17 protein-coding genes and 1 pseudogene are annotated in these 14,589 nt (G+C 44.5%); 3 read left to right on the forward strand and 15 right to left on the reverse strand.

What is annotated here, in order from left to right:
• Positions 1 to 137: 137 nt before the first annotated feature.
• Positions 138 to 719, reverse strand: coding sequence for a superoxide dismutase [Fe] (gene sodB, locus GPLA_RS21450; RefSeq protein ID WP_007107131.1), 582 nt, complete (start codon positions 717 to 719; stop codon positions 138 to 140).
• 265 nt (positions 720 to 984) lie between these two features.
• Here sodB and GPLA_RS21455 point away from each other — a divergent pair, with 265 nt between their 5' ends.
• Positions 985 to 1,311, forward strand: a complete 327-nt coding sequence (locus tag GPLA_RS21455) for a Grx4 family monothiol glutaredoxin (protein ID WP_007107132.1) — start codon at positions 985 to 987, stop codon at positions 1,309 to 1,311.
• A gap of 183 nt (positions 1,312 to 1,494) precedes the next feature.
• Here GPLA_RS21455 and GPLA_RS21460 read toward each other — a convergent pair whose 3' ends face one another.
• Entirely contained in the window at positions 1,495 to 1,689 is a 195-nt protein-coding gene (locus tag GPLA_RS21460; RefSeq protein ID WP_006993419.1) for a bacterioferritin-associated ferredoxin, read from the reverse strand.
• A gap of 267 nt (positions 1,690 to 1,956) precedes the next feature.
• Here GPLA_RS21460 and GPLA_RS21465 point away from each other — a divergent pair, with 267 nt between their 5' ends.
• Positions 1,957 to 2,562: a peroxiredoxin gene (locus GPLA_RS21465; RefSeq protein WP_007107133.1), complete on the forward strand. Its 606-nt coding sequence runs from the start codon at positions 1,957 to 1,959 to the stop codon at positions 2,560 to 2,562.
• An 83-nt stretch (positions 2,563 to 2,645) separates the two neighbouring features.
• Here GPLA_RS21465 and rnt read toward each other — a convergent pair whose 3' ends face one another.
• Positions 2,646 to 3,281, reverse strand: a complete 636-nt coding sequence (gene rnt / locus GPLA_RS21470) for a ribonuclease T (RefSeq protein WP_007107134.1) — start codon at positions 3,279 to 3,281, stop codon at positions 2,646 to 2,648.
• A gap of 210 nt (positions 3,282 to 3,491) precedes the next feature.
• On the opposite strand from rnt, the pseudogene GPLA_RS21475 reads away from it, so the two are divergent.
• A pseudogene (locus tag GPLA_RS21475) lies at positions 3,492 to 4,354 on the forward strand (flagellar protein MotY).
• 105 nt (positions 4,355 to 4,459) lie between these two features.
• On the opposite strand, the gene glpQ reads toward GPLA_RS21475, so the two are convergent.
• The 12 genes from glpQ to rsxA all read right to left on the reverse strand — a co-directional run bounded on the left by glpQ (position 4,460) and on the right by rsxA (position 14,452).
• A complete protein-coding gene (gene glpQ, locus GPLA_RS21480; RefSeq protein WP_007107135.1) occupies positions 4,460 to 5,440 on the reverse strand; it encodes a glycerophosphodiester phosphodiesterase in 981 nt (326 codons plus the stop codon).
• Between the two features lie 37 nt (positions 5,441 to 5,477).
• Complete coding sequence (gloA, locus tag GPLA_RS21485; RefSeq protein ID WP_007107136.1) at positions 5,478 to 5,861, reverse strand: lactoylglutathione lyase; 384 nt, start codon at positions 5,859 to 5,861, stop codon at positions 5,478 to 5,480.
• Positions 5,862 to 6,032: 171 nt separating this feature from the next.
• On the reverse strand, positions 6,033 to 6,347 hold the full coding sequence (gene sugE, locus GPLA_RS21490; protein ID WP_007107137.1) for a quaternary ammonium compound efflux SMR transporter SugE: 315 nt from the start codon (positions 6,345 to 6,347) through the stop codon (positions 6,033 to 6,035).
• 145 nt (positions 6,348 to 6,492) lie between these two features.
• Positions 6,493 to 7,245: a sulfite exporter TauE/SafE family protein gene (locus tag GPLA_RS21495; RefSeq protein WP_007107138.1), complete on the reverse strand. Its 753-nt coding sequence runs from the start codon at positions 7,243 to 7,245 to the stop codon at positions 6,493 to 6,495.
• Between the two features lie 90 nt (positions 7,246 to 7,335).
• On the reverse strand, positions 7,336 to 7,530 hold the full coding sequence (locus GPLA_RS21500) for a YwbE family protein (protein WP_007107139.1): 195 nt from the start codon (positions 7,528 to 7,530) through the stop codon (positions 7,336 to 7,338).
• 34 nt (positions 7,531 to 7,564) lie between these two features.
• Positions 7,565 to 8,200: an endonuclease III gene (gene nth, locus GPLA_RS21505; RefSeq protein ID WP_007107140.1), complete on the reverse strand. Its 636-nt coding sequence runs from the start codon at positions 8,198 to 8,200 to the stop codon at positions 7,565 to 7,567.
• Positions 8,201 to 8,235: 35 nt separating this feature from the next.
• Positions 8,236 to 8,934, reverse strand: a complete 699-nt coding sequence (locus GPLA_RS21510; RefSeq protein ID WP_007107141.1) for an electron transport complex subunit E — start codon at positions 8,932 to 8,934, stop codon at positions 8,236 to 8,238.
• Entirely contained in the window at positions 8,927 to 9,586 is a 660-nt protein-coding gene (gene rsxG / locus GPLA_RS21515) for an electron transport complex subunit RsxG (RefSeq protein ID WP_007107142.1), read from the reverse strand. Before rsxG ends, GPLA_RS21510 begins: the two co-directional genes overlap by 8 nt.
• Positions 9,583 to 10,656: an electron transport complex subunit RsxD gene (rsxD, locus tag GPLA_RS21520; RefSeq protein WP_007107143.1), complete on the reverse strand. Its 1,074-nt coding sequence runs from the start codon at positions 10,654 to 10,656 to the stop codon at positions 9,583 to 9,585. Before rsxD ends, rsxG begins: the two co-directional genes overlap by 4 nt.
• Positions 10,657 to 10,665: 9 nt before the next feature.
• The gene (rsxC, locus tag GPLA_RS21525) at positions 10,666 to 13,305 is read right to left on the reverse strand and encodes an electron transport complex subunit RsxC (protein WP_007107144.1); all 2,640 of its coding nucleotides are present in this window, start codon (positions 13,303 to 13,305) and stop codon (positions 10,666 to 10,668) included.
• Complete coding sequence (gene rsxB / locus GPLA_RS21530) at positions 13,305 to 13,871, reverse strand: electron transport complex subunit RsxB (RefSeq protein ID WP_007107145.1); 567 nt, start codon at positions 13,869 to 13,871, stop codon at positions 13,305 to 13,307. Before rsxB ends, rsxC begins: the two co-directional genes overlap by 1 nt.
• Entirely contained in the window at positions 13,871 to 14,452 is a 582-nt protein-coding gene (rsxA, locus tag GPLA_RS21535) for an electron transport complex subunit RsxA (RefSeq protein WP_007107146.1), read from the reverse strand. Before rsxA ends, rsxB begins: the two co-directional genes overlap by 1 nt.
• Positions 14,453 to 14,589 lie beyond the last annotated feature (137 nt).

Below are 14,589 nucleotides of genomic sequence, written 5' to 3' on the forward strand. Positions count from 1 at the left end.
TGCTTGGTTAATTTATTGATCTTTGAGAAAATCCTAAGCGTTATATGCTGGTATATAGCCAGGCATAAAAAAGCCTCGAAAAATCGAGGCCCTTAATATCAACTAATTTATTTAACCTAAATTAGGATAGCAAATGCTTAAGCGAAGTTGCTTGCAGCAAAATCCCAGTTTGCTAGTGCCCAGAAACCTTCAAGGTACTTAGGACGCGCATTACGATAATCAATATAATAAGCGTGTTCCCATAAATCTACGGTAAGTAGAGGAGTAAGGTTAGCGTCAGTTAATGGTGTTGCAGCGTTGCTGGTGTTGACGATATCAAGACTGCCATCTGCCGTTTTTACTAACCAAGTCCAGCTTGAACCAAAGTTGTTTACCGCTTTATCGTTTAATGCTGCTTTGAAGTCAGCAAATGAACCCCATTTAGCATTAATTGCATCAGCAAGTGCGCCAGTTGGCTCACCGCCACCATTTGGGCTAAGGCTGTTCCAGTAGAATGTGTGGTTCCAGATTTGAGCGGCGTTATTGAAAACTCCACCTTCAGACGATTTAACGATCTCTTCAAGATCTTTATTCGCCATATCAGTACCTTCAACTAGGCCATTTAGCTTAGTAACGTAAGTCGCGTGATGCTTACCATAATGATATTCCAATGTCTCAGCTGAGATATGTGGTTCTAAAGCATTTTTTGCATACGGAAGTGCTGGTAATTCGAAAGCCATGATAATTCTCCATTTAAAGTTAACAATAATCGTGTGTCTAACCTTGGGTAAGTACTAACGTTTTATACACGAATATAAAAGTCGTTGTCCAAGGTTATACTGAAACCCAACACGTATCTGCGGGCAGACAGGGTACATTACAAGGGGTAAGCTTGATAATATTTTGAAACCAATAAAGATCATACGCTAAGATTGGTATCTTGCCTTGAAAACGGTAAACTTGACTACATCATTAGTGTTATTCAAATATTCAGTGAGAGTGAGCATGGAAACGGTCGAAAAAATTCAGCAACAAATCAGCGAAAATCCAATTCTTTTATATATGAAGGGATCACCGAAATTACCAAACTGTGGCTTTTCAGCTCAGGCGTCTCAAGCATTGATGACTTGTGGTGAAGAGTTTGCCTATGTGGATATTCTGCAAAATCCAGATATTCGCGCTGAGTTGCCAAAATATGCAGATTGGCCTACTTTCCCACAATTATGGGTTGACGGCGAGTTGGTGGGTGGTTGTGACATCATCATGGAAATGGTTCAGCAAGGTGAATTGCAAACTATTATTAAAGAAAGTGCAGCCAAACGCGCTAAATAACGTGCAGCTTTAACGGCGTGTTATTACTCCGTTATTGATATATCGTTTTCCATAAAAAAAGAGTCGTTTAAGACTCTTTTTTTGTAGCTTTCTTTTGACTATTTACCACTCATAAGCAAAGGGTAAGGCTGTAAATAGAATGAGTAGTGCACCTAACAAAGCGCTCATTTTAATTAGGTTGGGTTAACACACTTCTTTAAATAGAGATTCATCAATGATTGTGTTGTCAACAATGCTTTGTGCCATGCGTACACATTTGCCGCACTGATCACCTACGCCCAGCGCTTCACGTAGCTGACGCATATTGCCCACACCGTCTTCGCGAACGGCCTGTTTAATAGCTTTGTCGGTAATACCGTGACACAAACAAACGTACATAGTTAACCTTACTTAATCTTGATGTAAATGATAATAATTGTTGTTTGCAACACTTTCAAGCATTTATTGCTTATAATTGAATAATAATTGGCCGTTTTACGCGAGCAGAGGGTATGCGAGGTGTTGGTCGATAAATTGTCTGGGGGAGCCCTTGGTTTTTAAGATTATATGCTTACTATAAGTTGATGTTAAATAAAGTGTGATAACCCTTTAATTGTCGTTACACTATGCGCCAGTTATTTTTAACCTAAAAGAATGGAGATCAATATGAGTGTATTAGTTAGTCGCCCAGCCCCAGATTTTACCGCCGCAGCTGTATTAGGAAATGGCGATATCGTTGAAAACTTTACCTTGAGTGAAGCAATCAAAGGCAAGAAAGCAGTATTGTTTTTTTATCCTCTTGATTTTACTTTCGTTTGCCCTTCTGAATTGATCGCATTCGACAAGCGCTACGAAGAGTTCAAAAAACGTGGTGTTGAAGTCATCGGCGTATCTATCGATTCACAATTTACCCATAACGCATGGCGTAACACTGCTATCAATGATGGTGGTATCGGTAAAGTAAAATACGCTATGGTTGCTGATGTAAAGCACGAAATCTGTCAAGCATATGACGTTGAGCATCCAGAAGCAGGTGTTGCGTTTCGTGGTTCATTCTTAATTGATGAAGCAGGTGTGGTTCGCCATCAAGTGGTGAATGATCTTCCATTAGGTCGTAACATTGACGATATGTTGCGCATGGTTGATGCACTTAACTTCCATGAAGAGCACGGTGAAGTTTGCCCCGCAGGTTGGCAAGCAGGCCAAAAAGGCATGGTAGACAGCCCTGAAGGCGTAGCAAGTTATCTTTCACAGAATGCGGATTCACTTTAATCTTAATTAAGTGATCACGAATTAAAAAAACCGCTGAATTTCAGCGGTTTTTTTGTATGTATAACGTTGATTTCTAATACGTATTAATCTTTTTCGGAGCTTGGCCATCCACATGTGCTTTGCCACTTATTGACAATATAACAATATAGCTCAGCCGTTTTTTGGGTGTCGTACAATGCCGAATGTGCTTCGTTCTGATCAAAGCTAATGTTTGCCGCTTGACAGGCTTTCACTAATACGGTTTGTCCTAACGCTAATCCAGACAAGGTGGTCGTGTCGAATGATACGAAGGGATGAAATGGCGTACGTTTAATCTTACTGCGTTCAATCGCAGCGTTTATAAAACCTAAATCAAAAGCGGCGTTGTGGGCCACCATAACTGAACGCTGACAATCCGCAGCTTTTTGTTCTTTGCGGATCTGGGTGCATAAATCTTTCATTACTTCTGTTTCGTCTAATGCGCCACGTAGCGCGCACCAAGGATCGATACCATTAAATTCCAGAGCGGCTTTTTCCAAATTAGCACCTTCAAATGGCACCACGTGATAATGGAAGGTTTTATCCGGGGTTAAAAAACCGGCCGCATCCATTTTTGTGGTGATCGCCGCTACTTCAAGCAAGGCATCGGTTTGGGCATTAAAGCCTGCCGTTTCAACATCAACAATAACCGGGAAATAGCCTCTGAATCTGTCTTTAAGGAGAAATTGGGGATCTGACATAGCTGCCTATTAGGAAAAAAATGAGGCGTGATTATGTCAATTATCTGCAGAGCCCGCCACCCTTCAAAAGTAATTATCTTTGCAAGTTTATTCGTTAGTAGGCTGGGCAAGATGTGAATTCAGGGTTAAGCTTTTACTGGGTGAGTCGATAAACTTTACAGACGCTCAGGTATTCTTCCTGTTCAGAAATTTATATTACGAAAAAGACTTATGAAAATTATCTTATTAGTAGTGTCACTGACATTCAGCAGCTCGCTTTGTGCGGGGTTGCGTCAATATGCGGCAAAGGTCGAGACCTCGGACTGGCAATTGAGCCAGCATAGTCGGCTGCAATGTACTTTGGCACATAAAATTCCTGGCTATGGCGAAGCATTGTTTACTAGCATGGCATCCAAACAACTAAATATGGAATTTGAGTTGGATATGCTGTTGCTACCAAAAAGTTTCAGTATGGCAGCTGTGTATTCCGTGCCACCTAGGTGGATGCCGGGACAGATGCAGCATGCAATTGCAGATATGACCATTCGCAAACAATACAACGGTGATCTGCCAGAGCAGGCTGCCTGGACCATGTTATCTGAATTGGAAAAGGTTTTTGGCCAACCATATATTATCAAGATTGGTATAATCACAGTGATAGAGTGGCGGTAGGGCTCAATGCCAGTAATTTCGCCGTGCCGTATGAGAGCTTTGCTCAGTGCGTAGCAAACTTATTGCCTTACAGTTTTGATGATATTGCTTACACCATATTAGCGTATAAGAAAAATAGTACTGACTTGACCAAATATTCGCAACGTCGTCTCAACATGATTGGACAATACTTGCAAGAAGACAGTGATATGGATTTAGTCTTGCTGGATGGTTATAGCGACAGCTATGGTGGCCGTGATATGAATAAAACGCTCTCGGTAAGCCGTGCTGTCGAAATCAAAAATTACTTTAGTGAGATGGGCGTAGCGCCTCAGCGCATTGATGTGACAGGTCATGGTGAGCGTAGGCATATTGCACCGAATAGCAATGAAATGTCTCGGGCAAAAAATCGCCGAGTGGTCATTCGTATGGCCAAACCCTAAACAGGTCCTGTCGTTGGCAAGTGAGTCATGGCACTAAACGAATTGATATAAAAAACCGATTAGCAGGTAATGTTAGTCGGTTTTTTTTATCGACACAATCCCTTGTTATCGATGCAAATAGTCCACCACGGTATCGGTGAAATCGGTGAACACACCATCTACTTTCAATTGCTTGAACAGTAAGTCCAATGTTTGCTGGCTGGTAACGCCGGTTGGTAATGCGTCTTGTCTAAAAGTGTAGGGGTGTACATCAAGACCCGCAGCATGGGCTTTTTTGACTAAGCCGGTTGCTTGCATCGTTTGCATGTCAATCAATTGGGGGATCCAGGGACCTATGCCTTGAGCAACCTCTGCAAGCGCTTTTAGTCCAGCTGGCGTGCGCAAAGCATCGTAATCGGTTGGCGACTCGTTCCAGTCATTTTCGGCCATCAGCTGAATAAGTTTGACCTTGGCGCCGAGTTCATTGCGTACACGTTTTAACTCGGCGTAATCAAAACACTGCACATATATCGCTTTATCGGCGTCGTCCAAATCATGCTTACGCAAGGTGGTTAACACTATCTGGCTGATATCAACACCTTGCTCTCGGTGCCATGCGGGGGATTTAATTTCAGGATAAAAGCCAATGTGTTTATTAAATTGGCGATTGAGCTCAGTGATGAGTTCAATTTGCTCTTCAAACGTGGCGATCGTGAATTGCGCGCTTCCTTGATAACGATTTTTAAAAACGGGTTTACCGTTAAGATCACTACGTTCATGAACCACTAAGCTCTTTAACTCATCAAGGGTAAAGTCGAGGGCGTAGTAACGGCCATCATCACGCTTACGCTCAGGGAACTTATCAGCGACATCGGTGACAGTATCTAAATGGATATCGTGTAATACCACGGGAACGCCGTCTTTGCTGATCACAACATCCTGCTCGATGAAATCTGCACCTTGGGCAAATGCTAGGGTTGTGGACTCCATGGTGTGCTCGGGTAAATATCCAGGGGCGCCACGATGGGCAATCACTAAGGGGGCAGCCCAGCTGACTTGACTGACTAACATCGCACACAGGGATAACGATAGAATAGATTGTTTCATACTGACTCCAATGTCACAGTTCCCAACAAATGGGAAATTAATCGTTTTGAATAAGCTCAATGGCATAACCGTCGGGATCTCGAACAAAAGCGATAACAGTTTTGCCACCTTTAACAGGTCCTGCATCACGATATACATCAGCGCCTTGCTTCTTTAGCTGTTCACAAACATGATAAATATCATCCACACCCAGAGCAATATGTCCGTAGGCGGTACCCAGATCATAGCTGTCTTCATCCCAGTTATGGGTAAGCTCTAATACAGTATTACTGTCCTCTGCACCGTAGCCAACAAAGGCTAACGTGTAACGATACTCTTCATTTTCACTGCGGCGTAGTAATTTCATGCCAAGTATTTCAGTGTAAAAAGCAAGAGAGCGGGATAAATCACCGACGCGTAACATGGTGTGCAGTAACCTCATAAAGATCCTTAATCGTTTCACTAATATGTAAACTAAGTAGCTGATTATAACGGCTTAAAGGTCACAACTATATGACAAAGGGTAACAAATCGTGGCCCAGTGCAAAGAACTGAATAAATGGCCGTGCGCGCGGTGTCAAAATCCAAGCAACACATGGTGCAAGGTCTAACATTAACCGCTTAACTTTAATCCAATCACACCTAATGTGATCGTTAGCAAGCTGACTACGCGCCATAAATTCAATGGTTCATCAAATAAAATTATGCCGAGGATGGCCGTGCCAAGTAAGCCGATCACTACCCATACGGCATAAGCCGTACCTGCAGGCAATGTTTTCATGGCGATGCTCAGTAGGCCGAAGCTGATCGCCATAGCGACAATGGTAAATACAGAAGGCCAAAATCGACTAAAGCCATCGCTGTACTTAAGACCAATTGCCCATACAACTTCGAACAGGCCTGCCACTAAAAGAATTATCCAATTCATTTTTATCCCTTAGCTGGTTCGTTTCAGGAAAAGTGCGAGAGATTCCGCTGTCCTCATTTCATTCGTTAACAATAGAGAGCCGAAAAACGGGTTGTAGCACACTGCCCAAGCAATTCATTGGTGAGCAAGGACCAAACCAAACGCATTAGACCACCATCAATATCGCAGCAATCCCCGTGACCGCTAGTACTAACCAGCGATATTGTTTATCGGGAATTCGCTTGACGATTTTGACCCCTGCGTAAGCGCCAATAGCAATAAAAGGCAGGCTTATTAGGTTTAACATGAACGAATTAAGTGAAATGGTGTGCCAGCTAAAAACATGAAACGGCACTTTAAAAAGGTTAATGGCTAGAAAAAACCAAGCCCCAGTACCGATATATTCGTTTTTAGGGAGCCGCATACTGAGTAAATAAAGTGCCATTACCGCGCCCGCGAGATTGCCTATCATGGTGGTAAAACCACCAAGTAACCCCATCAATATGGCAAACCATAGATAATCTGGAATGCTTTCTTTGTTGGCGGTTTCCATCCAGAGCATGATCCCCAAACTGACGAAAATGATGATCCCCATGATCAACCTAAACAATTGGTCGTCAATATAATTACCGACCACAGTAGCGATAATTACACCTACCGCCGCCGATGGAAATAGTTTTAACAAATACGACCAATTTGCGTGGCGATGATAATATTTTACCGCAAATAAATCAGCCATGATAAGTAGTGGCAGCATCAGGCCGGAGGATTCTTTCCCACCAAAGATAATAGCCATTACCGGGACCGTAAACATGGAGACACCACTGACCCCGGTTTTTGCCATGCCAATTAAAAAAGCCGTTAAAAAAAGTAGGCTGAAAGTGGTGTAATTGAGTGAATAGGAGAACAACTCGAACATATTTTTAGCTATTCCTTGCACAGGTCAGGCTGATACGAAACGTTTTAGCCAGCGCCATTCACGATTGATATCGTTTTAATTAAATATTGTCTAGGCATGAATGGCTTTGACTCGCCCAACCTGCCCATCTTCTAAGCGCACTTTGATACCGTGGGGATGGTTAGGTGAATTAGTCAGTAATTTTTCAACTATGCCGTGGGTGAGGGTGCCACTGCGTTGATGTTCTTTTAATACAATAGAAACCTCTGCCCCAATCTTTACATTTACGCGTTTATTGCCGTCCATCTTGTTACTCCTGGGCTACTTTTAATTGAACAATTTATTCGTCTACTTTGTCTTTGAATTCGCATAAGTCTTCTACTATGCATGAACCGCAGCGTGGTTTACGGGCTATGCAGGTATAGCGGCCATGTAAAATCAACCAGTGGTGCACATCCACTTTAAATTCGGCAGGCACCACCTTAAGTAGCTTTTTCTCGACCAAATCAACATTTTTACCTACCGCGAATTTAGTGCGGTTACTGACTCGATCAATATGAGTATCTACAGCTATTGTCGGCCAGCCAAATGCGGTGTTTAGTACCACGTTTGCTGTCTTTCGTCCTACGCCAGGCAAGGCTTCTAGGGCTGCACGGTTCTCTGGTATTTCAGAGTTGTGCTGGTCTATTAGCATTTTGCAGGTTTTGATTACGTTAACCGCTTTGGTGTTAAATAAACCGATGGTTTTAATGAATTCCTTCACCCCATCAACGCCTAATGCGTAGACCGATTCAGGTGTATTAGCCACGGGAAACATCTTGGCCATGGCTTTGTTGACGCTGACATCGGTAGCTTGAGCTGATAGCAATACGGCAATAAGTAATTCGAACGGGCTGGTAAAATTTAACTCTGTGGTGGGGTGCGGGTTCGCATCACGCCAACGGGTTAACATTTCAATGCGTTTTTGTTGATTCATCTACGGGCGTTCCATTTTAGAGCGAGTATACACGCTTAAGATTCAGCGGTGACACGAGCTCGCTGTACGGTTTTAGCCTCTTGCTTAGCTGCAAACATTCGCTCAAAGCGCTTATCAAGTACGTTTTTTCCGGCGATAAGTAAGCCCATGCCTAAAAATGCTCCTGGCGGCAAAATGGCTAACAAGAAAGGGGAGTCGGTAGTGAAAACGGTGATTTTTAAGCTGGTCGCCCAATCCCCCAATAATAGGTTAGCACCCGCAAACAAGGTGCCGTAGCCTAATAGTTCGCGCATCGCACCGAGTATGACAAGCACAGCAGTAAAGCCTAACCCCATCATCATACCGTCAAAGGCAGCATAGCCAATGGGATTCTTGGATGCATAAGCTTCGGCCCGACCAATGATTGCACAGTTGGTTACGATCAAAGGAATGAATATCCCTAGTGCTTGATACAACTCGAAGGTGTATGCGTTCATCAATAACTGTACGACTGTAACGAAGGCTGCGATGATCATGACAAAAATAGGAATGCGAATTTCGTTAGGGACCATATTACGAATAATGGATACCGTCGCGTTTGACCCAATTAAGACTAATGTGGTGGCTAACCCTAGGCCTAAACCGTTGGTGATCGTGGCAGTAACCGCTAATAGTGGGCAAAGGCCCAGCAATTGCACCAGAGCAGGATTGTTTTTCCACAGCCCTTGCCAACTTAACTGTTTGAATTCATTCATATGCGTTACCTTTGCTCGCGAATTCGCTACGGCATTCGTTACTGGCTGAGAAAATGGCCTGTTGATTAAGTTGGTAATATTCAATGGCACGTTTAACCGCACTAACGACCGCACGTGGCGTGATGGTTGCGCCGGTGAACTGATCGAACTGGCCACCGTCTTTTTTCACTGCCCAATCTGACGTATTTTGCGGGTTCAAATTTTGATCGTCGAAACCCAAAACCCACTCACTCACGCGTAAATCTATTTTATCACCTAAGCCCGGGGTTTCTTTATGATTAAGTATACGCACACCAGATACAGTGGACTCACCGGTCACACCCACCACCAACTCGATGCGACCGCTATAACCATTGGGCGCGGTGGTTTCAATAACGGCTGCTGTTGGTGCACCGTCCAGAGTGGCCCGGTAAATATGATGTGGCGTCTTAGAACCAAGGTAATCCATGGACGTTACGAATACGCAATCGTGTTGCATCTCGTTGTTGTAGCTACCTTGGGGGACTAATTCGTCAAATATCGTTAGCAGGGTTTGCTGACGTTGATATTCAATTTGTTCTTGGGTACCGAAAAAGGTCAGGGCAATCAGGCCGCTGGTGATAACGGCAAATAAACCTAATATAAGCCCGTTTTTAGCAATTATTCGCTTCATTTAGGTACCCCTTTATTGGTTTTTTGATGGCCATAGGTACGGGGGCGGGTATAGTAATCGATTAATGGCACAGCCATATTCATGATCAAAACGGCAAAGGCTATGGCGTCAGGATAACCACCCCAAGTGCGAATAATGTACACCCAGAAGCCAATCGCTGCGCCGAATATCACCCGGCCTTTATTGGTTGTTGAAGCAGAGACCGGATCCGTAGCGATAAAAAAGGCACCGAGTATCAGGCTGCCATTAAATAGGTGAAATAAAGGTGAAGCAAAACGATCGCCATCGACTAAAAACATGATACCAGCGCATACCGCCATCGCTGCGATCATGCCCCCAGGAATATGCCAATTAATGATTTTGGCACGGATTAAATACAGACCACCTAACAAGTAGCCCAGACTCACCCACCACCAGCCTATCCCTAAACTTCCGTCAAAGATGGCGGATTGAAGGCCCTCTTCATATGTCAGGCCTTGGGCCAAGCCTGTTTTTATCGCGTCAAGGGGAGTGGCCATGGTGTGGCCGTCAACAGCACTTTGTAGTTGCATTAAGCTGAAGCCATCAGCACTAAAGCCGGTGAATACAGCATAGATAGCATCGACTATCCCAGGTTGATGCGTTGTCAGGCTTTGTGCAGGCATCCACTGAGTCATTTGCACGGGGAACGACACAAGCAGCATCACATAGGCTGCCATCGCCGGATTAAAGACATTAAACCCTAAGCCACCATACAATTGTTTGACAATAGCAATGGCGAAGAACGTACCGATGACGACAACCCACCAAGGCGCAAAAGGTGGAATACTGATGGCCAGCAATATTGCTGTGAGTATCGCACTGTAATCTTTAATCGCCCGCTCAAAGTCTCGTTTACGTAGCTCCAATATGCTGGCTTCGGTTATTACAGCCGTTAATATAGCTAAGGTAATCTGAACCAGTACACCAAAACCGAAGAACCAGGTTTGCAGTAAAATACCGGGGATCAAAGCATAGATCACCATACGCATAACTTGTCCGGTATTACGTCGAACATGCTGGTGGGGTGAACTGGCGAGTTTATAATTCATATCAATGCTTTATTCTTCTGATGATTTCATTTGGGCCGCTTTTTTGGCTTTGGCTTTGGCGACAGCTGCCGCGATACGGCGTTTTTTCTCATCAAGGGCTTGTTCTGCTTCCGATGACGGTAAATTGTTTGAGTCTTCATTTGAGCTTAATTCTGAGGGTTCTGAGGCCGGTAGGGCGTCAATATTGTCTGTTCGCGCGGTGTTCGCATTCTGCTGAGCGAGCTTTTTCGCTTTCGCTTTCGCTTTCGCAACGGCTACGGCGATACGGGCTTTCTTTTGTGCGGTGGGGTCGAGCGTATCAACAGACACGTTTTCCTTTTTCGTGGCAATATCATCAGCTTGATTGGCTGATGCCGCTTGTTCTTGGCCTGAATCACTTTCAGGATCTGCTTGCTCTCTGGAAAGGGTCGCTGTTAAGGACTCGCTGGCCTTAATTGTTTCATCCGCGGCCAGCTTTTGTGCCTTTTTCGCTTTTGCCTTAGCAATAGCGGCAGCCACCCGTTCATCCTTTGATACTGGTTTGACTGAATGCACTTCGTTTAATTCATTGTTAGTCGGGGCGTCAACTTGCAGCGTATTTTTCTCATCATTGTGAGCCTCAACCTGTTGCTGGTCTTTTTTGGCCTTTGCTTTAGCAATCGCGGCAGCCACGCGCTGATCTTTTGACAAAGCGGGGACGGATGATCGACCGGCACTTGTTGGTGCTGCAGATTCTAAATGAACGCTGTGTTGAAGGTTTGCCGGTGTCGATGATTCAGTCGTGCTTACATGGGCTGATTGTTCAGCTTTTTTCGCTTTTGCTCTGGCTATCGCGGCAGCAACGCGCTGATCTTTTGATTGACCAGGACTGTCATTTTTCGCAAGCTGATTTTCATCGGGCGCCGCTGGTGAAGCGATCTCTGATGCGGCGGGAGTGTTCGTGCCAAGTTGGTCTGAATCGGCTTTTTGTGCTTTCTTTGCTTTAGCTCGGGCTATGGCTGCCGCGACCTTGTCATCTTTTGAGGTACCAGATGTTTGCTCACTCGTTGTCTGGTTGGTGTCGTGCAACGACGTTTCTTCTCCAGACGTGAGCTCTGCTTGCTGGGCTTTTTTGGCTTTTGCTCTGGCAAGGGCGGCAGCAATTTTATCTTGAGCGTCCCCTCCTTTATTTTGCATCGCTTCTTTACGTGCTTCAGCGGCTTTACGATGTTTCTCGTCTCTTGCTTCTTGTTCGCGGACTAAGCGCCCAGCGCGACTTTCAAAGCGTTCTCGAGCCTTATCTGATTTTTGCTTTTCTTCCTGTTCGAGCCGAATGTCAGCTTTTGCTACGCGATAATAGTGTACTAGTGGAATTTCGCTTGGGCACACATAGGCGCAGGCACCACATTCTATACAATCAAATAAATTATAGTCTTGGGCCTTATCTAACTCTTTGGCTTTACTGTGCCAGAAGAGTTGTTGCGGCAGCAAAGAAACAGGGCATGCATCAGCGCATGCGCTACAGCGAATACAGGGTTGCTCTGCTTCGGGTTCAGCGATTTCATCTTTTGTGGGTAATAATAAGCAATTAGTTATTTTAACCACGGGAACTTGGTCACTGGCCAAGGTAAAGCCCATCATAGGCCCGCCCATTATAATGTGCTTTTGTGCTTGTTTGTCTGCTACGTAACCTGCCAAGTCCAGTAAATGTGAGACGGGTGCACCAATCAGTGCCCACAGGTTTTTGGGTGTTTGTACGGCTTGGCCGGTAACAGTGACAACACGTTGAATTAGCGGTTTGCCAGAAAAAACGGCATCGGCAATGGCATAACAGGTGCCCACATTATGCATAATCACGCCAACATCAATTGGTAAGCCTTGTTTAGGGACTTCTCGGTTGGTCATCACTTGTATTAGTTGTTTTTCACCACCTGCAGGGTATTTAGTGGCAATAGGTACCACCTTATAATGCTCACTTTGTTGGCATGCCACCCGCATGGCCTCAATCGCTTCGGGTTTGTTGTCTTCGATAGCGATATAAATTTGTTTAGGCGAAAGTAAATGACACAATACGTCTATGCCCTGGCGAATTTGCCAAGCATGTTCGCGCATTAAGCGGTCATCAGCAGTAATATACGGCTCACACTCAACGCCGTTAATAATGACAAACTCTACATCCTTTTTAGGTGATGCTTTTATATGTGTTGGAAACCCAGCGCCGCCCATTCCAGATACACCTGCATTACAAATCGCTTCAAGTACAGCGACTTTGGGCAGGGACTGGTAATCTTGCAGTGGCGAAAGGGCAATCCATTTATCTAATTTATCAGGCTCAATGACTAACGTTTGCTCGGGCAGGGCAGATGGATGCGCCGATATATGTGGCCCAATATTAAGTATTGTGCCCGACGTGGGGGCATGCACCGGAACCGCAAATGGGTTTGCACTACGGGTCAGCGCTTGGCCTTTTAAAACATGATCGCCAAGGTTAACGATTAACTGACCTTCAACCCCGATATGCTGCTTCAGAGGAATATATAATCGCTCGGGGAGTGACATGTTTTCTATCGACAGATTATTTGATAACTCTTTTTGCTGGGCAGGAAATACCCCACCAGGAAAGTCCCATAGTTTATTTTGCTCGATATTTTTTATGATGTCATCGAAAGAGGGGGTTAAAACACGACTCATCAGCTCACCTGCCTAACGGGAATTGTATCTATGTTCCAGCGCCATGACGAAGGGGTCGCTTGGGTGGGTATCATATCGATACAATCAACGGGACACGGGTCTACGCATAAATCACATCCGGTACATTCATCGCTAATCACAGTATGCATTTGTTTAGCTGCACCTAAAATGGCATCCACCGGACAGGCTTGAATACACTTAGTACAGCCAATGCATTCGTCTTCGCGGATAAAAGCGACCTTTTTGATGTCTTCCACACCATGAGCTGCATCTAAAGAGGTGGCTTCTACACCCATCAAATCAGCCAAGCGTTTTATTGTTGCGTCACCGCCGGGTGGACATTTATTGATGTCATCACCATCGGCAATAGCTTGGGCATAGGGTTTACATCCCGGATAACCACATTGACCACACTGGGTTTGCGGTAATAACTCATCGATCTGTTCTACTAAAGGATCGCCTTCGACTTTAAAACGAACCGATGCGAAACCGAGTATTGCGCCGAAGACGATAGCTAGCAGCCCAACGGCAAGTAACGCGGTAAGAATGGCCCACAACAAACTCATTAAAATTTCACCAAGCCAGTAAAGCCGAGAAACGCTAAGGACATTAACCCAGCGGTGATCATACTAATAGATGCGCCTTTGAAAGGAGTTGGGACGTCAGCCACCGCTAACCGTTCGCGCATAGCAGCAAACAGAATTAATACGAGAGAGAAACCTACAGCAGCACCAAATCCATAAATCACTGACTCGACAAAGTTGTGATCATGATTAATATTTAACAGGGCGACACCGAGTACTGCGCAGTTAGTGGTGATCAAGGGTAAAAAAATGCCTAATAATCGATACAAGGTTGGGCTAGTCTTGTGCACGACCATCTCAGTAAACTGCACGACAACGGCAATCACTAGGATAAAACTTAGGGTACGCAGGTATTCAATACCCAAGGGTAATAGAATGTAGTGCTCAACTAAATAACTGGAAAGAGACGCTAGGGTCAAAACGAATGTCGTCGCCATTGACATGCCGATGGCTGTTTCAAGTTTACCTGATACACCCATAAACGGGCATAGGCCAAGAAACTGGACTAATACGAAATTATTGACAAGCACAGTGCCAATTAATAAAAGCAAAAACTCAGTCATGTTGGTTGCAACCTAGTACCAAAATCAAAATAGCAAAACCTGTTCAATATTACGTGTTTAATAAGGCGGAAAAAGATATAACAAAGTGTATTTAGACTATCCGTTGATATGTAAAGCGGATGATTAACGACAACACC

It is taken from the genome of Paraglaciecola polaris LMG 21857, assembly GCF_000315055.1.
Lineage (GTDB): Bacteria > Pseudomonadota > Gammaproteobacteria > Enterobacterales > Alteromonadaceae > Paraglaciecola > Paraglaciecola polaris.